General features: G+C 60.2%; 21 protein-coding genes. 15 read left to right on the forward strand and 6 right to left on the reverse strand.

Features of this window, described 5'->3' with window-relative positions; genetic code table 11:
- Positions 1-123: 123 nt before the first annotated feature.
- The gene (locus tag ACQ66M_RS13205; protein ID WP_350171371.1) at positions 124-999 is read left to right on the forward strand and encodes a DUF1499 domain-containing protein; all 876 of its coding nucleotides are present in this window, start codon (positions 124-126) and stop codon (positions 997-999) included.
- Positions 1000-1021: 22 nt separating this feature from the next.
- The gene (locus ACQ66M_RS13210) at positions 1022-1510 is read left to right on the forward strand and encodes a GNAT family N-acetyltransferase (protein ID WP_350171370.1); all 489 of its coding nucleotides are present in this window, start codon (positions 1022-1024) and stop codon (positions 1508-1510) included.
- Here ACQ66M_RS13210 and ACQ66M_RS13215 read toward each other — a convergent pair.
- Positions 1507-2418, reverse strand: coding sequence for an ABC transporter permease (locus ACQ66M_RS13215; protein ID WP_430404438.1), 912 nt, complete (start codon positions 2416-2418; stop codon positions 1507-1509). The two genes, ACQ66M_RS13210 and ACQ66M_RS13215, sit on opposite strands and share 4 nt — an antisense overlap.
- On the reverse strand, positions 2418-3389 hold the full coding sequence (locus ACQ66M_RS13220) for an ABC transporter permease (RefSeq protein ID WP_350171368.1): 972 nt from the start codon (positions 3387-3389) through the stop codon (positions 2418-2420). The genes ACQ66M_RS13215 and ACQ66M_RS13220 overlap by 1 nt, the downstream gene beginning before the upstream one ends.
- 133 nt (positions 3390-3522) lie before the next feature.
- Between ACQ66M_RS13220 and ACQ66M_RS13225 the strand changes: the two genes are divergently transcribed.
- From ACQ66M_RS13225 to ACQ66M_RS13235, 3 genes are all read left to right on the forward strand, one after another.
- The gene (locus tag ACQ66M_RS13225; protein WP_350171367.1) at positions 3523-3933 is read left to right on the forward strand and encodes a TIGR01244 family sulfur transferase; all 411 of its coding nucleotides are present in this window, start codon (positions 3523-3525) and stop codon (positions 3931-3933) included.
- A gap of 139 nt (positions 3934-4072) precedes the next feature.
- Positions 4073-5011, forward strand: a complete 939-nt coding sequence (locus ACQ66M_RS13230) for a hypothetical protein (RefSeq protein ID WP_430404440.1) — start codon at positions 4073-4075, stop codon at positions 5009-5011.
- Positions 5012-5047: 36 nt separating this feature from the next.
- Entirely contained in the window at positions 5048-5959 is a 912-nt protein-coding gene (locus ACQ66M_RS13235; protein ID WP_430404442.1) for an MBL fold metallo-hydrolase, read from the forward strand.
- 4 nt (positions 5960-5963) lie between these two features.
- Here ACQ66M_RS13235 and ACQ66M_RS13240 read toward each other — a convergent pair whose 3' ends face one another.
- Entirely contained in the window at positions 5964-7895 is a 1932-nt protein-coding gene (locus ACQ66M_RS13240) for a DUF3604 domain-containing protein (RefSeq protein WP_350171364.1), read from the reverse strand.
- 78 nt (positions 7896-7973) lie between these two features.
- Entirely contained in the window at positions 7974-8480 is a 507-nt protein-coding gene (locus ACQ66M_RS13245; protein ID WP_350171363.1) for a hypothetical protein, read from the reverse strand.
- Positions 8481-8592: 112 nt separating this feature from the next.
- Between ACQ66M_RS13245 and ACQ66M_RS13250 the strand changes: the two genes are divergently transcribed.
- The 3 genes from ACQ66M_RS13250 (at position 8593) to ACQ66M_RS13260 (ending at position 14691) form a co-directional block, all read left to right on the forward strand.
- On the forward strand, positions 8593-10218 hold the full coding sequence (locus tag ACQ66M_RS13250) for a peptide ABC transporter substrate-binding protein (RefSeq protein WP_430404444.1): 1626 nt from the start codon (positions 8593-8595) through the stop codon (positions 10216-10218).
- Positions 10219-10243: 25 nt separating this feature from the next.
- The gene (locus ACQ66M_RS13255; RefSeq protein ID WP_430404446.1) at positions 10244-11344 is read left to right on the forward strand and encodes a DUF3667 domain-containing protein; all 1101 of its coding nucleotides are present in this window, start codon (positions 10244-10246) and stop codon (positions 11342-11344) included.
- 179 nt (positions 11345-11523) lie between these two features.
- On the forward strand, positions 11524-14691 hold the full coding sequence (locus tag ACQ66M_RS13260) for a TonB-dependent receptor domain-containing protein (RefSeq protein WP_430404449.1): 3168 nt from the start codon (positions 11524-11526) through the stop codon (positions 14689-14691).
- Positions 14692-14907: 216 nt separating this feature from the next.
- On the opposite strand, the gene ACQ66M_RS13265 is transcribed toward ACQ66M_RS13260, so the two are convergent.
- Entirely contained in the window at positions 14908-15798 is an 891-nt protein-coding gene (locus ACQ66M_RS13265; RefSeq protein WP_430404451.1) for a class I SAM-dependent methyltransferase, read from the reverse strand.
- Positions 15795-16607: a TrmH family RNA methyltransferase gene (locus ACQ66M_RS13270; RefSeq protein WP_430404453.1), complete on the reverse strand. Its 813-nt coding sequence runs from the start codon at positions 16605-16607 to the stop codon at positions 15795-15797. The genes ACQ66M_RS13265 and ACQ66M_RS13270 overlap by 4 nt, the downstream gene beginning before the upstream one ends.
- 96 nt (positions 16608-16703) lie before the next feature.
- On the opposite strand from ACQ66M_RS13270, the gene ACQ66M_RS13275 reads away from it, so the two are divergent.
- The 7 genes from ACQ66M_RS13275 (at position 16704) to rplL (ending at position 23283) form a co-directional block, all read left to right on the forward strand.
- Positions 16704-18125 (forward strand): OmpA family protein, encoded by a 1422-nt coding sequence (locus tag ACQ66M_RS13275; protein WP_350171357.1) that lies wholly within the window; start codon positions 16704-16706, stop codon positions 18123-18125.
- Complete coding sequence (locus ACQ66M_RS13280; protein WP_430404455.1) at positions 18125-19645, forward strand: hypothetical protein; 1521 nt, start codon at positions 18125-18127, stop codon at positions 19643-19645. The genes ACQ66M_RS13275 and ACQ66M_RS13280 overlap by 1 nt, the downstream gene beginning before the upstream one ends.
- A 20-nt stretch (positions 19646-19665) precedes the next feature.
- Positions 19666-20592: a M48 family metallopeptidase gene (locus tag ACQ66M_RS13285; protein WP_430404457.1), complete on the forward strand. Its 927-nt coding sequence runs from the start codon at positions 19666-19668 to the stop codon at positions 20590-20592.
- 199 nt (positions 20593-20791) lie between these two features.
- On the forward strand, positions 20792-21238 hold the full coding sequence (rplK, locus tag ACQ66M_RS13290; RefSeq protein ID WP_350171354.1) for a 50S ribosomal protein L11: 447 nt from the start codon (positions 20792-20794) through the stop codon (positions 21236-21238).
- A gap of 5 nt (positions 21239-21243) precedes the next feature.
- Positions 21244-21936, forward strand: coding sequence for a 50S ribosomal protein L1 (rplA, locus tag ACQ66M_RS13295; protein ID WP_350171353.1), 693 nt, complete (start codon positions 21244-21246; stop codon positions 21934-21936).
- Positions 21937-22328: 392 nt separating this feature from the next.
- Positions 22329-22844 carry a 50S ribosomal protein L10 gene (gene rplJ, locus ACQ66M_RS13300; RefSeq protein ID WP_350171352.1) on the forward strand — a complete coding sequence of 172 codons (516 nt, stop codon included), beginning with the start codon at positions 22329-22331 and terminating at the stop codon, positions 22842-22844.
- A 58-nt stretch (positions 22845-22902) separates the two neighbouring features.
- Positions 22903-23283, forward strand: a complete 381-nt coding sequence (gene rplL, locus ACQ66M_RS13305) for a 50S ribosomal protein L7/L12 (protein ID WP_350171351.1) — start codon at positions 22903-22905, stop codon at positions 23281-23283.
- Positions 23284-23400: the final 117 nt, after the last annotated feature.

Raw genomic sequence — 23400 nt, forward strand, 5'->3', positions numbered from 1 at the left:
GATAAATTTCTGAGCCATGCCGCGAATGTTACTGAACGTGGCGCAAAAACTGTCGGATAAGGGCAGGGGCGACAAAGCGGGCGGGCCGCGCTATCTGATGGGAAAGCCGAGGGAGAAACGCACATGACCAGCACAAATGAAGAGACACAGGACGCGGGATGGCGCGGCAAGTTTGCCGGATTTGCGCTCGGGCTGTCGCTGTTTTCGATCCTCTGGTTCGCTGCGGCGGCCGTCGGCACCAAGCTTGGCCTGTGGGGCTGGCAGTTCGGCCTTGGCACGATGACGATTTCCTGGGGGCCGCTGCTGTTGATGGCCGCGCTGGGCCTATCCGTCATTGCCATCATCATCGCGCTGATCAAGGCGCCCCGCAAACAGGCCCTGATGCTCGCGCTCGCGGCCCTGCTCGTGTCGGGGCTGGCGTTCGGGCGGGTACTGGCGTTCAAGGGGCAGGCTGAGCGGCTGCCACCCATCCATGAAGTCCAGACCGACTGGTCAAACCCGATCCAGCCGTCCGAGGCGATCCTGGCCGCGCGCACGTCGACGGGCGCGCTCAACACGATCGAGGATGCGCCTGTCGTGCCCGAAGCGGTAGATGCCCGCTGGCCGGGCATGGGCGGACGGCTTGTGTCTGACCTGCAGGCAGAGGCGGAGTTTGATCCCGCGCGGCACAAATCCGCGAAGCAGGCGCCTTATCCGGCGCTCGACACGCTGGTCGTGCCTGCCGCCTCCTATGACATGGCATTCAATGCGGCGCTTGAGGCAGTGGACGCGCGCGGCTGGGCGATTGTCACCAGCGACATTGAATCCGGCAGCATCGAGGCGACGCAAAGCTCGTTCTGGTTTGACTTCAAGGATGATGTTCTGATCCGCGTCATGCCCGAGGGCGACGGGTCGCGCATCGATGTGCGCTCTGTCAGCCGTGTCGGCCTGTCGGACCTTGGTGCCAACGCGAAACGCGTGCGTGACCTGCTCGACGAAATCGAAGTGCGTTTGAACTAGGCGCCGTTGCAGGGACGGGAGTATGCTCCAGCCTCTCGGCGCGCTGACCGTGCGGGCCTGTGTGGACGATGACGTACCGAGGCTTGCGGAGATATTCCGCGAGGCCGTCGCGGTGATCGGGCCATCCGACTATAGCGCCACGCAAGTACAGGCCTGGCTTGCGCGGGTGCCGTCTGCGGACGTCCTGGCCGGGCGCCTGGGGGACGGCCGAAAGGTCTGGGTGCTTTCCGATGCGCGCCGTTGCGCCTTCGCGTTTGCGGACCTTGAGGCGGATGGGCATATCGATCTGCTTTACGCCTCGCCGGCCATTGCCGGGACGGGCGCCGTAGCCCGCCTGTTGGCGCACCTTGAGGCGGCCGCGCGGGCTGCGGGCATGGAGTGTCTCCATGTGGAGGCCAGTGCGGCCGCGCGGCGGTTCTTCCTGAAGCAGGGTTTCGCGGTGCTGCATCGCCGGACGTTCGAGATCGGCGGTGTGGAAATCTTCAATTTCGCAATGGAGAAGCGGCTCTAGCGCTCCTTCGGGTCGAGGGCGTCGCGCAGGCCGTCGCCGATGAAGTTGAGGCAGAGCAGCGTGACCGCCATGGTGATGGCGGGCGCGAGCAGCATCCAGGGCTTCTCGCCCATCGTCTTCGCGCCTTCGGAAATCAGCACGCCGAGCGATGTCAGCGGTTCGTTCACGCCAAGGCCGAGGAAGGACAGGAAGCTTTCTGCCAGGATCACCACCGGAATGGTCAGCGTGACATAGACGGCGACCGGGCCGATCACGTTGGGCAGGATGTGGCGGATGATGATGGCGCGCCGGGACACGCCCGATGCGCGGGCCGCCTCGATGAATTCCTTGCCCTTGATGGCCAGTGTCTGGCCGCGCACGATGCGCGCCATGGTCAGCCATTCGATGGCGCCGATGGCGGCGAAGATCAGCACGATGTTCCGTTCGAACACGGTGAGCAGCAGGATGACGAAGAAGATGAAGGGGAGGGCGTAGAGCACGTCGACGATGCGCATCATGAAATTGTCGACCCGGCCGCCGAGATAGCCGGCGGTTGCGCCCCATGTGACGCCGATGACGAGGCTGACGGCGGTGGCGACGACGCCGACCATGAGCGAAATGCGCAGGCCGATCATCAGGCGGGCCAGCAGGTCACGGCCCTGGATGTCGGTGCCGAGAATGTGCCAGTTGTCCATGGTGGGCGCGATGGTGCGCGCGTCCGAGATGGCCTTGTAATCATGCACCCATAGGATTGGGCCAAGGGCGGCGATCAGCACGATCACCCCGAGGATCCACATGGAGACCACGGCGGCCTTATTGCGGAACAGGCGCGCGCGGGCATCGTCCCACAGGGACCGGCCGCCAATGATGGCCTGTTTCATGGGGGCGATGCGACCGGTCGGGTCGAGCAGGGGATCGATGTCGGTCATCAGTCGTACTTCACTTTCGGATCAAGCACCGCATACAGCACGTCGGCCACCAGGTTCAGGATCACGATCAGGCCGGCATAGACAATGATCGCCCCCATCACGAGCGTGTAGTCCCGGTTGAGCGCGCCATTGACGAAATACGAGCCGAGGCCGGGCAGGCCGAAAATCTTCTCGATCACGACAGAGCCGGTCATCACGCGGGCCATGGCCGGGCCGGCATAGGAGATCAGCGGCAGCATGGCAGCGGGCAGCGCGTGGCGCACGATGACCTGGCGCTCGGACAGGCCCTTGGAGCGGGCGGTACGGATATGGTTTGAGCGCATGGTCTCGATGATCGAGGCGCGCATCAGGCGGGATATGATGGCAATCTGCGGCAGCGCGAGCGTGACCACTGGCAGGGTCATATTGTGCCAGTTCATGCCGATATTGGGATACTGGCCAAGGCCGCCCACGGCGAATATCCCCGCACCGAGGGACAGGAGCAGAATCAGGATGGGGCCAGTCACAAAGGTCGGGATGGATATCCCCGCCATCGCGACGCCCATGACGCTGAAATCGGCCGCCGTGTTCTGTCTCAGCCCCGCAAATACGCCGAGCAGCGTGCCGAGGCCGAGGCCCAGCAGCATGGCCAGCGACCCGATGGTGAGCGAGATTGGCAGGCCGTCGGCGATGAGGTCGTTCACGCTCTTGCCGAGGGTCTTGTAGGAAGGGCCGAAATCGCCCTGCAGGACGCCGCCGACATAGTTGAAATATTGCTCGTGAAGCGGCTTGTCGAAGCCGAACTTGGCGGCGATGGCCTGTTCGGTCGCGGCTGGCAGCTTGCGTTCGCCGTCAAAGGGGCCGCCCGGGGCAGCGCGCATCATCAGGAACGCCATCGTGATGATGGCGAGCATGGTCGGGATCGCGATGAGCAGGCGCCTGAACGTGTAGGCCCATGGAACGCGGCTGAGAGCTCTCTGCAGGGATGACAAGGGAGAGTGGCTTTCTGTAATTGTGACTGGTCTGTCGGCGAAAGTTCAACCCGCAAGCTTGGAAGGTTGCACCATCCTCCTTAGCTTGTGTACAGAGCCGATCAAGACTGCGCCAACATTCAGGATATGACCCATGGCAGATATTCGACGCGTTACAGACGCTTTTTCAGTCGCGCCCCAAATCACTGAAGACGATGTCGAGGAAATCGCGGCGGCAGGCTACAAGACCATTGTTGTCAATCGCCCCGACGGCGAGAGCGGCGTTGACCAGCCGCGCATGGGCGCCATCCGCGCAAAGGCAGAATCACTTGGCCTCAGCTTTGCGGCCCTGCCGTTTTCGGGGGCGCCAACGCCGGAAATCGTCGAGCGGATGTCGAATATCCTGAACGAGGCCCCCCAGCCTGTTCTGGCGTATTGTCGCACGGGCACGCGCTGCATCACCGCCTGGGCCCTTACACAGGCCGGGCAGGGGGCTGCGGGCGACATCATTGATGCTGCGGCCGCAGCAGGATACGATCTTTCGAGTCTGGAGACGCTGCTCTAGCGAATCCCGGAGGGAAAGATTGTGAGCAAATCTTCACGTTTGCGCCGCATTAAGTGTGTTGTCAGTGAACAGGCGCCGTGCGAGGCAGGGCGAAACGAGGGGGATGCCGTCTGGCTGTCCCGCCGCAGGAGTTGACGCCATGTCGGAACGTCTCTGGATTACCGATTTCAAGTATGACGAAGGCACCATCCTGGTGAAAAAGACCGGGCACCGGATCGTGCCCGATCTGTCGCTCCTCCACAGCATTTTCACTTGGTTCTGCTTCTATTTCTTCGCCCAGACATGGCGCACATGGCGCCGCGTGACGGGCCACAAGCGCCCCACCATCGCTTTTTATCCCGACAAGCCGCGGCCATGGTACTTTATCTGGCCGGTCATGCACGTTTCCGGCGCCAAGCTGATCGACGACGTGTGCACGGCCGATATCGTCTTCCAGTTTGATGATTCGACCGAAACGAACAATGCCGTGCCACCCGTCCGCGAATGTGCCCGCCTCGTGAATTTCGGGTGCCAGGACGTATCCAAGACGACCGTGGCTGAGGCATTCGCACGCGCCGCAGGCTATACGCTCAGGGTCGATCCGACCACATATGAAGGCCGCATGGTCGAGAAATCCGAATTGAACGCGGCACATGATGGCCGCGTACTCGAGGGACCGCTCGATGCGCCGGTTGAGGGCAAGACCTACCAGCTGCTGGTCGACAACGAGATTGCCGGCGGACTGGTCGAAGACCTGCGATGCTGCATCGTTGGCGGAACACCGATTATTGTCTTTCGCAAGCGCCGGCGGCTTGATCGGCGCTTTCTGAACGAGAATGTTGAAGTTTTGCTCGACGAGCCTCGCAACTGCTACACGGCGGATGAAATTGCTGTGATTGAGCGCTTTGCTGCAGAGGTCGGGCTGGACTGGGGCGGCGTGGACGTTCTACGTGATCGCACATCCGGACGAATCTACATCGTCGATGCGAACAAGACTGACATGGGCCCGCCCGTCGCGCTCAAGCTGGGCGCCAAGCTACGGGCCACCCGCCGCATGGCGGTTGCTTTTGCCGGCGCGTTCGCACCGAAGAAACGTTGATCTGACCGGCACGGCAAGAGGTTCAAGAATTTACACATGGCTATTCCCTACGTTCGCGGCATTGAATTCGAGTATGGCGAGGTGCAGCAGGTCTCTCCGCTGATCCGCCGTGTTATCGCAAACAATCCGGGCCCCTTCACCTATGTCGGAACAGGCGTCTACATTATCGGGCATGGCGAAGTGGCCGTGATTGATCCGGGTCCGATGGATGAGACGCATTTCGCTGCGCTGAGAAAAGCGCTCGAAGGTGAGACCGTGACCCACGTGCTGGTCACACATGGCCATTCGGACCATTCGCCACTGGCGGCGCCGATGGCGGAATGGGCCGGCTGCAAGACCTACGCGAAGAATTGCGGTGTGCCGACGGCCAAGGGCGAGCTTGGCAGCGCCGATGACCTTGGCTTCATGCCGGATGTCAAAGTGGGCGACGGCGACAGTTTCTCAGGCCCCGGCTGGACGCTCGATGTGATCGAAACACCGGGCCACACATGCAACCATCTCTGTTTTGCCCTGCGCGAAGAGAATGCCTGTCTCTCCGGCGACCATATCATGGGCTGGTCGACGACCGTGGTCGCGCCGCCGGATGGTGACATGGCAGACTATATGGACAGCCTGGAAAAGATCCGCGTGATGGGCTTTGAAACCCTCTGGCCGACGCATGGAAACCCGGTGCGCGGCAAGGATTTCGTCAACACGTTCATTACCGAGTATGCCAGCCACCGCCGTGCCCGCGAGGCGTCGATCCTTGAACATCTGCGCAGGGGCGAGACATCGATACCGGCCATGGTCGAGATCATGTATGCCGACGTGGAAAAACGCCTTCATCCGGCCGCAGCCATGTCCGTGCTCGGCCACATGATAGCGTTGATCAAGACAGGGGTTGTCAGCACGCCGGATGCGGCACCAACGGTGCGCTCACATTTCGAACTGGTTCGTTCCGCCGCCTAAGCGGCTAATCGCTCGCCGTCAGGTCCAGACCCGCATACCAGATCGGTGAAGACCATGCTCGCTCCTGCACCGTTGTGGGCAATTCCGGATTGTGCGGTGTACCGTTGCGCACAGCATCCCATGTTGACCAGCGGCAAGTTGGGTTCTCCAGCACACGCACATAGTACGCAGCTTCACGATCCACGCTGAAGTCAGGGTCCGTCCAATAGGCCTTCAACTCGTTGGCGCCTGAGCCTATTTCGGTGCTGCAGTCTGATATATTCACACTCGCCCCATTATCCGGGCAGCGATGTGTGTCAGCATCAGGCACGGTCCCGCCCGAACAGGCCACATCGTGGACCGCCTCGTGCGTCTCGCCGCCATCCGTCCAGACTTTTACCACTTGCGCACGCTGAAGCGGTGCGCTCATCGGATCGCGCATGGCCCAGACAAGGAAGCCTGGCGCGGCGTCGCCGCTTACATTACCGAGCTGTCCGCCCATCGGCACCCCGCCATCATAGGCGCGCGCCAGCAGGTCAGCATCGTCCAGCATCGACGGCGAATATTCCATGCCCCCGAAGAAGCGCACCGTCATGCGTGGTCCCGACGTGCCAAAGGTTTCCTTGCGCTTCATGGCATCGAAGATTGCCTCGCGGGTGTTGGATTCCGCCCACACGCCCGCCAGCCCGCTTGAGGCGAACTGGGTTGCCGTGATTTGCCGCCTTGTCTGCGGGTCATCTGCGCCGTCCCACGTCTTGCCGCCATTCGGCGGAACGGATCGGCGTCCTTCGGGGCTGGCACCATCCTGTGGAGTCTTGCCCCAGTGGAACTCCTCGACGAGCGACGCTGCGGCAACGTGTGTGTCGCTCGAGCTGATCAGTCCGAACTTGTACGGATTGAATCCGTCGGCCTCCTGCATGGCAAGCCCGCGCTTATAGGCCGAGCGGACAAAGTCGCCCGCGCCTGCAGTAAGCCTCACAGAGCTGCCGACGAAATATTCGTATTGTTCAAAACCGGCCCATTCGTCATTGGGCGACAGGGTCGCGTTGGTTTCCGACGTGCCTTTGACCTGGGACACTTCGACAAGTGGCTCGTTCCGCATCCGCCTTTCGGCATAGTCGGCCGTCATCGGTGCGCCGGTATAAGTTTGCAAAGCGAACATCTCGCCATTTGAGATATTAGAATTGTGAGGAATGGCGAGCACGTCCCGGCCTTCTCCGCGCTGGGTCTCCATCCACGTCCACAAATCTTCCGGATTGGTGGAATCAAGCGTCGAAAAAAGACGCGGCGGTGCGTCGCCGCGAAAGATGACGTTACGGTGCAGATTGCCGGCCGCTGGCGGGCCGTCACCTGGAACCGCCATCATCGCCGTGAATTCATAGCCTGAGAAAGCTGTGAACTTTCCGGGTTCGTTATTGCGTTCGGCGGAATCGATTGTCGCCGCCCAGACGGAATCGATCAGGCTGCGGTCGTAGATTTCCTCAATCTCTTCGCCTGTCGCGACCGTCACGCCAACGCGCAGGAACGATTTGCCAGGATCGGTTGCGTTTTCGCCGAACACGGATTGTGCAATCTCGGTTTGCGACAAGGGCGAAGACGGCGTGTTCATCGCGGGAACCACACCCAGGTATTCGCCATGATCGGTGACAGCAAGGAAATCCAGCGGCGGACCTGACAGCTGCAAATCGTAGCCTGCAGGGTGGCGAATGGCTTCGCCCTTTGCGAATTTGTAGGCATCGTCCGGGGTCGCGCGCACACCGAAGATATAGGCATCGAACGAATTGCTGGTGTGCACGTGAACATCGCCGAAATACGCGTTTCGCATCGGGTTCGCGACCGGTGCGACCTTTGCTGGTTCAACCGTGGCAGACGCGCTGATATTGTTGGCGATGTTAGTGTTTGGCGCACACGCGACCAATGCGAGAGCCGGAACGGCCCACCCCAGATACTTGCTCATCTCGTTCCCTCTCCGATTATATTTTTGGAGAGAGTGCCGAAAGCATCGGCCCGTGCCAAGGCAATTCCGAGTTGGCGCCTATTGTTCGCGCTGCACCCGGAATGCCAGGCCGCCATCCAGCTTCATCTTGTAGCTGCCGAGTGAGGCAGAATAGATGCGGGCCTCTTTCACGTTCTTCGCGCGGACGCTCTTGTCATCGGTCTGCACCCAGACCTGCCCGTTCTCGAGCCTGACCCGCCAGCGGCCCGCACCGTTCCGGCTGACAGAACTCACGGCAGCGGTGACTTCGTCGAGTTCCTCGTCGCCGCCGCCACTTTTCCGGAGGGCCAGCGAGGGCAAAGACGGGATCGAGAAGCCGAAGGAATCGCGCTTGACCTGTTCGACTTCGGACCGGGTGATGGTTGTTACTTCACCCGAATCTTCGGCCGCCTTGAGGCGTCCGACGGCAGCATCATAGCAGGCCAGGCGCTCAGCATCCGTGCTGATCCCTGCGCAGGCATACACGTCGTCAGTCGACACATCTTCCGCCAGCGCAGGCATGGATACGAGGCATATCGCGGCAATCGCGCTCAGGAATCGGGTCATTGCAGGTCGTCCTCTGTGTTCGTGTCAGGGCGCAGGCTTTCCAAACTCACGCCAGTCTGGCAGCACTGTGGCAAATCTGGCGCACGCCGGAAAGACACCGGAGACAGGAAACATGATGCTGAAACCCTTGATGAGTTCGTCCATGCTGGCCGCACTGATGCTTTCACTGGCGGCTTGCGGCGGCGGTGGCGGCAATGCCGCGGACGACGTGCCGACGCTTCGCCGGGGTATCTCAGCCAAGGTGGACACGCTGGATCCGCACAAATCCTCTGCGCAATGGGAAAACATCGTGATCGGCGACATGATGATTGGTCTAATGACGCATGGCCAGGACGGCAAGCCTGTCTTCGGCATGGCAGACAGCTATGAGACCGACTCGACTGGCCTGGTCTGGACCTTCAAGCTGGGCGATTATGTCTGGTCGGACGGTGTGCCGGTCACGGCGGATGATTTTGTCTATGCGCTCCGCCGTATCCAGAAGCCGGAAATCGCGTCGCAATATTCATCCCTGCTTTATCTGATCAAGAATGCGGCGAAAGTGAACACGACCGAACTGCCGCCCGAAGAGCTCGGCGTGCGCGCGATTGACGACAAGACGCTGGAGATCACGCTGGAATATCCGGCGCCCTACCTTCCGGGCCTGCTGACCCATTACACGACCTATCCCGTGCCCCGGCACATTGTCGAGCAGTATGGCGATGCCTGGATCCAGCCCGGCAACATTGTGACCAACGGACCCTACAAGCTGGTTTACTGGCGCACGGGCGACCAGCTTGTATCGGAAAGGAACCCGACCGGTTTTGCGGCCGACCAGGTCTGTTTCGACCGTGTTGTCTATTTCGAGCTTGAGGACCAGACAGCGGTCGAGAACAAGATTGCCGCCGGCGAACTCGACATCAACAATGCCTTCGATGGCGCCCGCCAGGCCGAGTTGGAAGAGAAGTTCCCCGGCTGGCCGCGCACGACGCCGTCACTCAACACGACATACTGGAGCATCAACTCCTCGCAGGACGTGTTCAAGGATGTACGCGTGCGCAAGGCGCTGGCCATGGCGCTCGACCGGGAATTCATCGTCCGCAACGTGCTCACGCCAGGTTTTGAGCCGGCTTATTCCATGGTGCCGCCCGGCATCGACAATTATGCCGTCGAGCGCCCGGCGGTGGCCTGGAAAGACATGCCGCGCGCCGAGCGGCTGGCGGAATCCAAACGCCTGCTTGAAGCGGCCGGATACGGCCCGGTCAAGCCTTTCCGCTTTGAATTTATCCACCGTTCGACGGACGATAACCCGAAGGCAGCGCCTGTCGCGCAGGCCAACTGGGCTGAAATCGCGCCCTGGGTTGAGCCCGTCATCATCAAACAGGACACGAAAGTGCTCTATGCGCGGCTGCGCCAATCTGATTTCCAGGTGGCTGATGGTGCCTGGGTAGCGGATTTCGACGATCCGATCAATTTTCTCTACCTGCTCGATTCCAAGACAGGGCAGCAGAATTACGGGCGGTATGCCAATCCGGAGTATGACGCACTTCTTGCCAAGTCCAATGCCGAGCTGGATCTAAAGAAGCGGGCGGAAATCTTCGCCGAGGCCGAGCAACTTATGCTCAACGACTATCCGATCACGCCGATGTGGTACCAGGTGACGAAGAACCTCGTCGACCCGACCCTCTCAGGCTGGAGCGAGAACGCCGTTGACCAGCACCGCTCGCGTTTCCTGTGCCGGGAGGGTATGAAGGCCGAATAGTTACCTGCGTCGCGGGGAGGGCGACATGGAACACGAAGCTGAGGCTGTTGGTGCCGCATCACTGGGCGGCCTGTCGTCCGGCAGGCATTTCCCGGTACAGTCGGGCGCCCCGTGCGCCAATTGCGGGCAGGTTGTGCCGGACAGGTTCTGTACGACCTGCGGCCAGCTCGCATCGGACTTTCACAGGCCATTCTGGGAACTGATCGCCGGCAGCCTGGGCGACATGTTCGCCCTGGATGGGCGGCTGTTCCGGTCTGTGCCGATGCTGATGTTCCGGCCCGGCCGGATGACCCGGAACTACCTCAATGGCCAGCGAGCCCGGTATGTGCCGCCATTTCGGATGTTCCTGCTCGCCTCGATCATCTTCTTCCTCACGGTCTTCACGCTTGGCGACGAACTGGGCTGGTTTGACGGATGGCGGTTCGATCCGGTGCCGAATGGCGGATTTTCGCTCGGCGCGCCGGAATCCGGGAAGCAGGCGGTTTTGGGCGATCTGGATCCGCATCTCGAACAGGCCGATATTGACCCGCCAACGCGCGAAATCATCGCAAATTCGGTTGTCGATGGGGTCGAGGCGCTGCCTTTTGGCGAATTGGTGCAGGCGGACGGCAAAATTGACCGGGTCAAGCTCCGCGCATTCGTGGAAAGCCGTATGGAGGCGAATGTGGACCCCGCTGAGATGGAAACAGCCTATCTCGCGGCAGATCGCGCGGCGACGGTCTATGAAAACCAGGACCGGTTCGGCGTGCGGTTGCGGGAATGGGCCCCCAGGTTCAGTGTCTTGTTTTTACCGGTATTTTCTCTGCTTCTGACGCTGCTTTACGCATGGCATCGCCGCGTCTACATGTTTGACCACCTCATCGCCGGCCTGCATTTCCAGACTTTCCTTTACGTATTGGGAACCCTGCTCCTGCTTGCTGCAGCGGTCTTCCCGCAAGGTGCCGACTGGCTGATTGGCGGCGGGTTCCTGGCAATAATCGCCTATCTTTACAGGATGTTACGCATCACCTATGGCTCCGGACGGATCCTGTCGGCCTTCCGAACCTCCATATTGCTGATTTTCGGCATGATCTTGCTTGGCGTTCTGGCAATTGGCCTCGTCATTCTCAGCTTTCTGCTGACCTGAGGCACGTCATGCCCGGAACTGAGGCAAATAAACCACACCCGCCTTCTTTTGATGACAGATGCGTAACGACGCGTTGACGATCATGTGACGAACGCCCTATCGATATGGCCAAGTCCCGGAATCAGGGGTCCGGGCTAGCGTCCTATACGGGCGCCTTTGTAACCATTGGAGGTACCAACGTGAACGGGAATACGATGAAATCCCGCCTGCTTGCCTCGTCCGTATTTGCGGGCGTAGCATTCATGGCATCGGCGAGCATGCTCGCAACCGCACAGGAAACGGACGACACAGTCGACACCGTTGCCGCACCAGCCGCCGACGAAGATTCGACCGCACGCCAGGCAACAGTCTACGTCACCGGCTCGCGCATCCAGTCGCCAAACATGGTCACCACCAGCCCGGTGGCGTCTGTTTCGGCTGCTGACATCAAGCTTCAGGGCGTGACCAAGGTCGAAGACCTTATCACCCAGCTGCCACAAGCCTTCGCCGCGCAGAACTCGACTGTGTCAAACGGCGCTTCGGGCACAGCAACGGTCGCCCTGCGTAACATCGAGTCGACCCGTACGCTGGTCCTCGTTGACGGCAAGCGCATGCCTTACGGTTCGCCAAACGATCCGGCTGCCGACCTTAACCTGATCCCGGGCCAGCTGGTTGAGCGCGTTGACGTGCTGACCGGTGGTGCGTCGGCTGTCTATGGTTCGGACGCGATTGCAGGCGTTGTCAACTTCATCATGAAGGACAATTTCGAAGGCGTTCAGCTTGATGCCCAGTATGGCTTTTTCCAGCACAATAACGACTATGACACGAACGGCTCGCTCCGTGACGTGATCGAAGGCCGCGCTGCATCAAACCCTGCCCAGTTCCAGCTTCCTGATGACAATGTTGATGACGGCTTCTCGAAAGAGATTACCGGCATCATGGGTGTCAACACCGATGATGGCCGCGGCAACCTCACTGCCTGGCTCAGCTTCCGTGACAATGGTGAAGTGCTTCAGGGCGAGCGCGACTATTCCGCATGTGCGGCCGGTCTCGCAGCGTCTGGCGATTTCAACTGCGGTGGTTCGTCCACTGCGTTCCCGGGCCGTATCACGGACTTCAACTCGTTTGACTACACGATTGACCAGTCGACCGGCAATACGTTCCGTCCATGGAACGGCGCAACCGACCAGTACAACTTCGGTCCGCTGAACTATTACCAGCGCCCTGACCAGCGTTATTCGGTTGGTTTCAACGGTCACTACGAGCTCAATCCGTCGGCTGAAGTCTACACGCAGTTCATGTTCATGGACTACGAGTCCAAAGCGCAGATCGCGCCTTCAGGCAACTTCTTCGTCACGCAAGGCATCAGCTGCGACAACCCGCTCCTGTCTGCCGACCAACAGGCTGGCCTTTGTGCCATCGACCTGGTGCCTGATGTCGTAGATGATCCGGAGACAGCCGAAAACGAAGTCACCGATTTCATCGCCGGCTTTGAAGATCCTGCTGTCGGTGCAGCCTGGGTTGCTGCTACGATCGGCGAGCAGAATGCCATCACTGGCGCTGCGCCTACTCTGAACCCGGACGGCACGCTTGGTGCGAACCCGTTCAACGGTGTCGCTCCGGCTTACTTCGGTCGTCGTAACGTCGAAGGCGGCGGTCGTGCGGATAATCTCGGCTACCAGACCTATCGCGGCGTGATCGGCCTGCGTGGTGAGCTCTATGACGCACCAGGCTGGAACTACGATATCTCGGCTCAGTATGCCCAGGTTTCGCTGACACGTGCCTACACCAACGAATTCTCCGTCACGCGCCTTAATCGCGCCATGGACGTGGTTGATGATGGTGCCGGCAATGCTGTTTGCGCGAGCGTCCTTGACGGCACCGATCCTAATTGTGTGCCGTACAACATCTGGACCGTCGGTGGTGTGACCGAAGAAGCCCTGAACTACCTGCAGGTTCCACTGCTCCAGAACGGTACGACAACCCAGAACGTCGTGTCGGCCGTCCTTTCCGGCGACATGGGCCAGTATGGCTTCAAACTGCCTTCTGCTGACGATGGCCTGAAGGTTGCCATGGGTATCGAATACCGTCGTGACTCGCTCGAATCCATCACCGACAACTCGTTCGCAACGGGTGACGGCGCTGGTCAGGGTGGTCCTACGATCGGTCTTTCTGGTGCGATCGACTCCTATGAGGTCTTCGGTGAATTCCAGCTGCCGCTCGTCACGGGCCAGCCAGGTATCGAGCTTCTGTCGATTGAAGGTGCCTACCGTTACTCCGATTACTCGACCGGCATCAGTGCCGACTCGTACAAGATCGGTGGCGACTATGCGCCAACGTCCGACATTCGTTTCCGCGCCAGCTTCCAGAAAGCTGTCCGCGCACCGAACGTCATCGACCTCTTCGAGGCTCAGGGCTTCAACCTGTTCGACCTTGACGATGACCTCTGTGACTTCACGGATCCGGCTGAAGACGGTACGGGCGGTGCTGCCTGTATCGGTTCCAACCCATGGCAGGTTAACGCTGCACAGGCTAACTCGGGCGCTCTGAATTCGCCTGCTGGCCAGTACAACTACCTGCAGGGCGGCAACCCTGACCTTGATGCGGAAGAAGCTGAAACCTACACGATTGGTTTCGTTGCGACGCCAACCATGGCCCCAGGCCTCAGCCTGTCGGTCGACTATTACAACATCGACATCACGAAAGCGATTACGACTGTTGGTGCCAGCATCACGATGCAGCTTTGCTACCTTCAAGGCGATGCTGACGCGTGTAGCAAGATCATCCGCAACCAGAACGGCCAGCTTTGGGTCGGTACCGGTAACGTGGTCGACACGAACGTGAACATCGGTGGCTTGTCCACATCCGGTGTCGATATCGCAGCAGCCTATGGCTTCGACATCGGTTCGGCTGGTGCGCTGAACTTCTCCCTGAACGGCACGTGGCTCGAAGCACTCGACTACGATCCGATCGGTCAGTCGTTCGCTGAGTATGAGTGTGTTGGTAAGTACGGCAACGACTGCCTGACACCGACTCCGGAATGGCGTCACCGCGCCCGCATGGGCTGGACCACACCGGTTGACGGTCTGGACCTGGCTCTGACATGGCGCCACATGGGCGCTGTGGATCTCGACACCGGTGCAACCGGCCGCGTCGACTCCACACTGGACGCTGTGAACTACTTCGATCTCGCCGGTACGTTCGGCGCGACGGATTACGCAACGTTCCGCTTCGGCGTCAACAACGTGCTGGACGAAGATCCGCCACTGTCGGCTTCGGTCGGTACGACGGGTAACGGTAACACCTATCCGCAGTCTTACGACGCAATGGGCCGTTACATCTTCGTTGGCGCGACGCTGGACTTCTAGTCCAACGCCTCACGGCAAACTTTCGGAAATGGCGGTCCTTCGGGGCCGCCATTTTCTTTTTTGTTCATTTGTCAGGGGATGGAAGGCATGCGCCCGCACCGACGCAAGACGGCCGCCTTCGTGATTTAATGTGCTCTATCGTACAGTCTGCGTGCTGTTTTCGTGGTTTTTTACGTGCAACGGAACGGGTGGAAAGCGCCAGCATTGTCCACCCTGTCAGGCGGCGCGCCACCTGGCGTATAGGGCCGTCGGCAACAGGCGTGTGGACCCCTGCTGCGGCAGCGCCATCTCTCCCTGTTCCATCACGCCGCCGAGCGGGCTTAGCCTGTCGGCCAGCGTTTGCGACAGGGCGAGGTAGGACAGGCGCACTGCGTAGGCCGTCGCGATGACGAAAAGCGGCGTCTCGCTCAGCAATTCCCGAATATTATCAAGCAGCGGCGGCAGGTCTTCCTCGAATTTCCATGTCTCGTTCTTGGGGCCGCGGCCGAATTTCGGCGGGTCCAGCACGATGGCATCGTACCTGTTTCCCCGGCGAATCTCGCGGGCCACGAACTTCATTGCATCATCCGCGATCCAGCGGATCGTGCGGTCCGACAGGCCGCTCATGGCCTGGTTGTCCTTGCCATACCCGTTCGATTTCGGGCTTGCGTCCAGATGCGTCACCTCCGCCCCCGCCGCCGCGCAGGCCAGCGACATCATCCCGGTATACCCGAACAAATTCAACACCTTGACCGGGCGTTTGGCCGCGCCGATCTGGTCCTGCGCGAAGCGCCAGTGGACAGAATGTTCCTGAAAGACGCCCATGTGCCGAAAGGCCGTGCGGCGGGCTTCGAAGGTCAGGCCGTTCCAGCGCATCGGCCAGGATTCGACGGCGCGGGGGGAGAGAATTTCCCACTGGCCGCCACTCTCCTCATCGCCGGACTTGCCGGAGAAGATCGCGTCGGCTTTCCACGAATCCAGTGGGCGGGCCGGTTCCCAGAATGCCTGCGGATCGGGGCGGATGACGGTCTGGCTGCCAAAGCGTTCCAGCTTCATCAGATGCCCGCTGTCGAGCAGTGCGTAATCGTCCCAGTCGTCGGCGATAAGCAGTCTTGTTTCTGTAATCATTGGAAGTTTCTCTGGCGCCATGCCTCATAGGTCAGGATCGCCGTGGCTTGTGCAAGGTTCAGGCTGTCGGCGCCGCCCCGCATCGGGATCAGGGCCAGCGTGTCGCATGCCGCTTCGATGGGCTCCGGCAGGCCGGCCTGTTCATTCCCCATGATAATCACGGCGCGGGGCCCGTATGGCGCCTGGTCGTGACGCACGGTGCCGTTCACTGACGCGGCCGTGAGGCTCATGCCGCCAGCCTGCCGCCAGGCGTTGAACTGTTCGAATGTGGCATTTGCAAAGGGCATGTCGAAGATCGATCCCATGGAGGCTCGCACCGTCTCGAAACTGTAAGGGTCACAACAGGTTTCCAGAAGGATCACGCCCTGTGCCCCGGCGCAGTCTGCCGTCCGCAGGATCGTGCCAAGATTGCCGGGGTCGCGCACTTCATATAGGGCGACCCAGATACCGTCGGCCGCCGCGTCGAGGGCGTCCAGCGGGCGGTGGACCTGATGGAAGGAGGCGATGACGCTCTGGGCATTGTCCTTGTGGGTGATCTTCGACATCAGCCGTTCGGGTGCCTGCACGACCCGCGCGCCAGCGGCACTTGCGCGGCGCGCCAGGGCGGCCAGATGGGGGCGGTCGGCCATCGTGGAGGCGATGACCAGCGTCTCGGCTTTCCAGCCTTGTTCAAGGCCCTGTTCGACCAGTCTGGCGCCTTCGGCAAGGAACAGTCCGGTTTCGCTGCGCCCCTTCTTCCTTTCAAGACTTTTCAAGGACTTAATAAGCGCGTTTGACGGGCTGGTGATGGTCTCGATCGGTGGGTTCATGGGGTATCAGGCCTGCAGCAGAAGTCTTGCGATTAGGGGGTGAATAGGGCATCCCTGAGCGGAGGGAAGTGTCTTCAGGGAAAATAAGGGGTCCCAATGAGGCTACTCGAATACCTGTTTGCGCTTGTTGCGCTCGCCGGGCTCGTCACGGCGGGCTGGTGGGGCGTTTACCAGTCACCGCAGAATGCTGCAAACCTGCAGGCGCATCTCCAGCAGGAAACCTCCGCTGCGCTGCAGGCCGCCGGCATGGACTGGGCCGTCGTGCAGATGGATGGCCAGCGCGCGATCCTCTCCGGAAAGGCCCCGTCTCCGGAGGCCGTACGCGACGCCGCCCTCACCATCCTCAACGCCGATGGGCCTGGTGGACTGATCTTTGGCGGGGTCACGCAGGTCGAGAATGCTGCGGATAGCGCCCCGCCTGTTTCGCCCTTTGCGTGGCGCGTCGAGAAAACCACCGACGGCAAGCTGATCCTGTCTGGATACGTGCCATCAAAGGCCATTCGCCATGTGCTGCTCACCGAAGCCGCCAAACTATCGGACGGGGCAGAGATTGAGGACGCCATGCGCCTGGCCTCAGGTGCGCCTGCTGGCAATTGGCAAGGCATGGCCCGCCTGGCGCTGGTTCAGCTGGACCGGCTGGATTCAGGTGAAGTGAATCTTGTTGATACGAACCTGCGTGTCAGCGGTGTATCAGCCGACGCTGCAGTGCGCGCCAAGGTGCAGGCCGAGATTGCGAATGTGGCGGCCCCGTTTCGCGGCGAGCCGATGATCCGCGGTGCTGCGTCGTGGCTGGCGCGTGTCTCTGCGTCCGGGCTGGTCCTCAAGGGCAATATTTCGAGCGAGACTGAGCGTCGTGAAGTTCTCACCCTCGCGCGCAAGCATTACAAAGGCCAGATCGAGGACCAGATGGTCGTGGTGGATCAGGCCTATCCTGGCTGGATGGAGGTTATCAGACGGGGTCTGCCGCAATTTGTCAGGTTCCAGCAGGGCGAATTGGGATTTGATCCCGAGGGCGCTGGCTTTGTCATCGTTGGCGAAGCACCACCGAGCGCCCTGGCCTATTTGCGGGATGATCTGGCATTGGTCTCAGGCCCTCATGCTGTGAGCATTGCCGCAGACCCTCGGCTGCCAGCCACGCCGCCCAATCCGACACACGATGCCTGCCAGGCCCATCTCGACACGATCCAGATACGCTTTGCGACGGGCAGTCCGGTGCCTGACCGCGCCAGCGGCGATGCGCTTGACCTCTTGGCTGCCGGGCTTCAGTCCTGCAATCCTTCGCTCGCTTTCTCGATTGCGGGGAAGGGCGAGTCCACCAATGGTGCGCGTGCCGACCAGGCATTGGGACAAGCCCGCGCCGAGGCCGTGGCTGCATTCCTGATGGCGGCAGGCATCGACGACGACCGCTTGTCTGCGATTGGCTATGGTGCCGAAGCGGCGGAGCAGGCTACTGATTCCCGCAATGCCGGGCTTGACGGCAAGTATATCGCAATCACAGTTCTGGAACGGAGCGAATAATGGCCTGGCTACTTGCACACATGTGGATGGCACTCGCGGCTGTCGGACTGTTTGGCCTGATTTTCGGTTGGGCGATCCGGGGTATTCTCGTTGTAGGAAAATTGCGCACGGCGCGCGTTGATCGCGATGTTGCGAAGACCGAACTGGAGCAGGCGCGCGCTGAAATCGAAGGCCTGTACGCCGCCCAGCGCAATGTCGCGACAGGCGCGACGGACCCTCACCTGAAAGCCGAGCTGAATGTACGCGAGAAGCGCATGACGGAACTGTCAGCTGAGCTTGCGCGGTCGAAGGCCGAGCTTGAGGCGCTCAAGGCCGGTGCCGGCCGCGGGACTGCAACCGCCGCGCCTGCGGCAGCCAGGCCGACAGTGGCTGGCCAGCCGGAAGAGCCGACCTTGCTCTGGCGCAACCGTCACCTTGAAGGCCGCGTTCGCCATCTTGAGGCCGCCCTGCATGAGCAGGCATCTGCCACACAGGGCGCATCACCTGCAGCCATTTCAGCCGCCGATGCGGCGACAGCGACAGTAGCGGCTGTCGCACAGGAAGTGGACACGACCGAAATCGACAAGCTGAAATGGCAGGGTGATTTCCTCAAGCAGCGCGTTGCCGCGCTCGAAGCGGAGCTGGCCAGCCAGCCAGTGGCCGCTGTGATTGCCGAAACGCAGCCTGAGAATGACGCGAATGAGGAACTCGCGCGTCTTCGCTGGCGCAACCGGTTTCTCGAGGGGCGGGTCGCGTATTTTGAAGGCGACACCGCGTCCGGAGTGGAGCCTGTCGAAGACCCGGCCGGTGATGCGGCGGAGGAAGACAGTGACGCGCTGACCTCGGCCACGGATTCCATCCTGCACGAACTGGAACAAGCCGACGCGGCTGCTGATGCAGAGGAACGCGATGCTGCCGCCGAAGAGGATGACTTTGAAGACGAATACGAAGATGACGACTCGGAACTCGACGAAGACGACGAAGACGAAGATGAAGTCGATCATGATGACGACGTCGACGAGGATGACGCAGTTGAAGACGACGACATCGAGGATGATGTTGAGGAAGGTGATGAGTCCGATGAAGAAGACTCTGACAAAGATTCTGAAGAAGACACTGAAGACGATGAAGACGGCGACGATGAAGATGACGATGACGCGTTGAGTGAGGACGATACACTCGAAGACGATGATGAAGCGTTCGAGGACGAGGATTTCGATGAGGATGAATCGGAAGACGATGCGTCCGATAGCGATGATGACGCGCTGGTTGATGAAGATCCGGTTGCGGCGGAACGGCCCATTGCGCTGGAAAAGCCCGTCGCAGGGGCGCCCGACGATCTCACGATCATTGGCGGCATTGGCCCCAAGATACAGGAAGTGCTGAACGAGCTCGGCATCTACCACTATGACCAGATCGCCGCATGGACGCCTGAAAACATCGCCTGGATTGACGATCGCCTGAACTTTTCCGGCCGGATTGCGCGCGAAGGATGGGTGGAGCAGGCCGCCATTCTTTCAGGTGACGTTGCCGACGAATAGGCTCGCACACCTGATCGTTCATGACGGGTTCAGTCGCCAGGGACCAGGTTGAAGATTGCTTTTCCATGGCCGGTCGTTACCCTTGGCGCCAGACCGAAACGGAGACTGAGATGGCTGAACTGATCGAATTTGACGGCAAGATTCTCGAAGGTGCACCCAAAGTGAACCTGTCCCGACGCGGCATTATCAGCGGGCTGGCGGCAGGAACGGTGTTCCCGTTCGTTTCAAGCTGCACAACCAATCCGTCGACGGGGCGGAACCAGTTCCTCCTGTTCGGCGACGAGCAGATCGCCGGAATGGCGGCTTCGGCCTGGACCGACATGAAAACACAGACGCCGCAAACCTCGAACACTGCACTCAAGAACAGGGTTCTGAATGTCTGGAGCCGCACCGCCAGAGGCGCAGGCAGGTCGAACGAACAGTGGGACGTGGCCGTATTCGATACCGATGACGTCAATGCCTTCGTCATGCCGGGCAACCGGGTTGGCGTATACCGTGGCCTAGCGGAACTGACCGAGAATGACGACCAGTTGTCATCTGTCCTGGGTCATGAAACAGGACACGTGGCGGGAAAACACGCCGCCGAACGCCTGTCGATTACAACTGCCGCCCAGGTTGGCATGATGGCGGGCCAGATTGCGGTCGGCCAGTCGGAAACGCTGAACAAATATGGCGCAGCGATCGGTGCACTGGGGGGCGCCGCAGTCCAGTATGGCGTCATACTGCCGTATAGCCGCTCGAACGAGCTTGAGGCTGACAGGTTGGGCGTCGATTACATGCACAATGCCGGGTATGACGTGAAACAGTCGGTTCGCCTGTGGGAATTGATGGATGCCAATTCGACGGGGGCCCGCCCTGTTGAATTCATGTCCACTCACCCGGACCCGGCTCGGCGCGCCCAGGAATTGCGCAACTATATCAATGCGCGCGGCTATGCGGTGATGTAGCCGCCCGCAAAAGTGATCCTGAAAGCCCGGATGATTTGCGTCGTCCGGGCTTTTCACATCCGCCCAGCTTGACCGGCACAGGTGATTGCGCCATACGCGCGCTTCTGTGGAAGGCAAGCCAGCCGGACCGCGGAACCTCGACACCCAATCGGGACGGATCGAAAGACCACCGTCCCCTCGAAACAATTGTGAGGACACAATGGCTAAGAAACTGCTGGGGCAGATCAAGCTCCAGATTCCCGCAGGCAAGGCAAACCCTTCCCCGCCCGTCGGCCCGGCGCTCGGTCAGCGCGGCATCAACATCATGGAATTCTGCAAGGCGTTCAACGCCAAGACGCAGGGCCTGGAAGAGGGCCTCCCGATTCCGGTTGTCATCCAGTATTATCAGGACAAGTCGTTCACGTTCGTTACGAAGACGCCGCCTGCATCGGTTCTGCTGAAGAAGGCCGCCGGCCTGAAGCTCGGCAAGAAGCCGGCATCGGGCTCCAAGAAGCCTGGCTATGACACGGTTGGTAAAGTCTCCATGAAGCAGGTCCGCGAAATTGCGGAAATGAAGATGGAAGACCTCAACGCAAACGATATCGAAGCAGCGTCCAAGATCATCGCAGGGTCCGCCCGCGCGATGGGTCTGACGGTGGTGGAGTAAGAATCATGGCGAAACCAGGAAAACGTGCTCGCGCGATTGCTGAAACAGTTGATCGTGACAAGGCCTACACGGTCAGCGAGGCTGTCTCGCTCGTGAAAAGCAATGCGACCTCGAAATTCGACGAAACCATCGATATTGCCGTGAATCTCGGTGTTGACCCGAAATATGCCGACCAGATGGTCCGCGGCGTGGTCAACCTGCCTTCGGGAACCGGCAAGGATGTGCGTGTTGCCGTGTTCGCGAAGGACGCAAAGGCTGACGAAGCCAAGGCGGCCGGCGCTGATTTTGTCGGTGCTGAAGACCTGATGGAGAAAATCCAGGGCGGCTTCATGGACTTCGATCGTGTGATTGCATCACCCGACATGATGGCGGTTGTTGGTCGTCTCGGTAAGGTGCTCGGCCCGCGTGGCCTGATGCCGAACCCGAAAGTCGGTACGGTCACACCAAATGTGGCACAGGCCGTCAAAGACGCGAAAAGCGGTTCGGTTGAATTCCGTGTCGAAAAGGCCGGTATCATCCATGCAGGTATCGGCAAGGCCAGCTTCAGCGAAGCAGATATCGAGAAGAACGTGAAAGCGTTCCTTGATGCGCTCGTCAAAGCGCGCCCGACCGGTGCAAAAGGCACTTTCGTGCGCAAGATTTCCCTGTCGTCCACAATGGGCGCGGGTGTCATCATCGATACGGCTGAAGCAAAATAGTCCCGCCACTGCGGTGATTTTGTCAGAAACTAGTGAGCCCGCCCCGGAAACAGGGCGGGCTTTTTCTGTCGGCCCGATATTTTCTGCCTCAAAGGGGTTGCGGCCCTTTGGATAAAGCGTTAACAGACCTCTCTTGACGGGAGATCACCGATGTGTATCGGCGGCCTCCCGTTTTCCTGTCCTAGACCATAGGTCAAACCTTAGGGTGAGATAAAGGCATTCTGGCCACCTATGCAGACGGGGTGAGGCGTTGAAACGGTTCGGAAAAACAGGATTTCCTGTTTTGCTTTACCGGGCAGGCCAATCCCTGGGCAGGCGCTGGAAGTTCTCACGAACGGAAGGCGATTACCAGGGCGGCCGGATGGTCCGGGCGCCTCTACTGGAGACCCGCTATGGATAAAGCTGGAAAAACAGTGGCCCTCGAGACCCTGAAAGGGGTTTTCGAAGAGTCCGGTGCTGTCATCGTGACGCACTATTCCGGAATGACCGTTGCGGAAATGACAAAGCTGCGCGGCGCCCTTCGCAAGGACGGCGGTCAGCTTAAGGTGGTCAAGAACCGTCTGGCGAAAATTGCGCTCGACGGTAAAGGCGGCGACGATGCCCAAGCCCTGTTCCAGGGGCCTGTGGCAATCGCTTATTCACCTGATCCGGTGTCGGCTGCGAAAGCGGCTGATGAATTCGCGAAAGACAATGCGAAATTCATCATCATCGGTGGCGTGATGGGCGACGTGGTACTGGATGCCGAAGGCGTTCAGGCTCTCGCGAAGCTTCCGTCTCTCGACCAGCTCCGTGGCAAACTTATTGGCCTCCTGCAGGCACCGGCAACGAAAGTTGCTGGCGTTATCCAGGCACCAGCCAGCCAGCTTGCCCGTGTGGTGTCGGCATATGCGTCGAAAGACGCCGCCTAGGGCACCCGTTTTCGCAACTAATTGAAACTGACAACCGAACCAAACAGGAAATCATACAATGGCAAATCTCGAAAAGATTGTCGAAGACCTTTCGGCCCTTACCGTCCTTGAAGCTGCAGAGCTTGCAAAGCTGCTCGAAGAAAAGTGGGGCGTTTCCGCTGCCGCACCAGTGGCTGTTGCCGCTGCTGCCGGTGGTGCTGCACCCGCTGCTGCTGCTGAAGAGCAGACAGAATTCGATGTCGTTCTGACATCGGCGGGCGACAAGAAGATCAACGTTATCAAAGTTGTGCGTGACGTTGTTCCTGCGCTCGGCCTGAAAGAAGCAAAAGACCTCGTCGAGGCTGCTCCGAAGGCAATCAAGGAAGGCGTTTCGAAGGCTGAAGCCGAAGAAATCAAGAAGAAATTCGAAGACGTCGGCGCAACGATCGAAATCAAGTAAGCGTCAGCTTGCTCAAATCCGGATGGTGTTCGCGCGAGGCTCCATCCTATCCACGAAATGCGCGGCGGTCTCTTTTTGAGGCCGCCGCGAACTCGCGTTCTGGTGATAAGGTCTGTG

This window comes from Hyphomonas sp., from assembly GCF_965284475.1.
Taxonomy (GTDB): domain Bacteria; phylum Pseudomonadota; class Alphaproteobacteria; order Caulobacterales; family Hyphomonadaceae; genus Hyphomonas.

Coding starts and splice junctions, on each gene's coding strand:
- ACQ66M_RS13205 (WP_350171371.1), top strand. CDS start 124: ATGACCAGCACAAATGAAGAGACACAGGACGCGGGATGGCGCGGCAAG.
- ACQ66M_RS13210 (WP_350171370.1), top strand. CDS start 1,022: ATGCTCCAGCCTCTCGGCGCGCTGACCGTGCGGGCCTGTGTGGACGAT.
- ACQ66M_RS13215 (WP_430404438.1), bottom strand. CDS start 2,418: ATGACCGACATCGATCCCCTGCTCGACCCGACCGGTCGCATCGCCCCC.
- ACQ66M_RS13225 (WP_350171367.1), top strand. CDS start 3,523: ATGGCAGATATTCGACGCGTTACAGACGCTTTTTCAGTCGCGCCCCAA.
- ACQ66M_RS13230 (WP_430404440.1), top strand. CDS start 4,073: ATGTCGGAACGTCTCTGGATTACCGATTTCAAGTATGACGAAGGCACC.
- ACQ66M_RS13235 (WP_430404442.1), top strand. CDS start 5,048: ATGGCTATTCCCTACGTTCGCGGCATTGAATTCGAGTATGGCGAGGTG.
- ACQ66M_RS13240 (WP_350171364.1), bottom strand. CDS start 7,895: ATGAGCAAGTATCTGGGGTGGGCCGTTCCGGCTCTCGCATTGGTCGCG.
- ACQ66M_RS13245 (WP_350171363.1), bottom strand. CDS start 8,480: ATGACCCGATTCCTGAGCGCGATTGCCGCGATATGCCTCGTATCCATG.
- ACQ66M_RS13250 (WP_430404444.1), top strand. CDS start 8,593: ATGATGCTGAAACCCTTGATGAGTTCGTCCATGCTGGCCGCACTGATG.
- ACQ66M_RS13255 (WP_430404446.1), top strand. CDS start 10,244: ATGGAACACGAAGCTGAGGCTGTTGGTGCCGCATCACTGGGCGGCCTG.
- ACQ66M_RS13265 (WP_430404451.1), bottom strand. CDS start 15,798: ATGATTACAGAAACAAGACTGCTTATCGCCGACGACTGGGACGATTAC.
- ACQ66M_RS13270 (WP_430404453.1), bottom strand. CDS start 16,607: ATGAACCCACCGATCGAGACCATCACCAGCCCGTCAAACGCGCTTATT.
- ACQ66M_RS13275 (WP_350171357.1), top strand. CDS start 16,704: ATGAGGCTACTCGAATACCTGTTTGCGCTTGTTGCGCTCGCCGGGCTC.
- ACQ66M_RS13280 (WP_430404455.1), top strand. CDS start 18,125: ATGGCCTGGCTACTTGCACACATGTGGATGGCACTCGCGGCTGTCGGA.
- ACQ66M_RS13285 (WP_430404457.1), top strand. CDS start 19,666: ATGACGGGTTCAGTCGCCAGGGACCAGGTTGAAGATTGCTTTTCCATG.
- rplK (WP_350171354.1), top strand. CDS start 20,792: ATGGCTAAGAAACTGCTGGGGCAGATCAAGCTCCAGATTCCCGCAGGC.
- rplA (WP_350171353.1), top strand. CDS start 21,244: ATGGCGAAACCAGGAAAACGTGCTCGCGCGATTGCTGAAACAGTTGAT.
- rplJ (WP_350171352.1), top strand. CDS start 22,329: ATGGATAAAGCTGGAAAAACAGTGGCCCTCGAGACCCTGAAAGGGGTT.
- rplL (WP_350171351.1), top strand. CDS start 22,903: ATGGCAAATCTCGAAAAGATTGTCGAAGACCTTTCGGCCCTTACCGTC.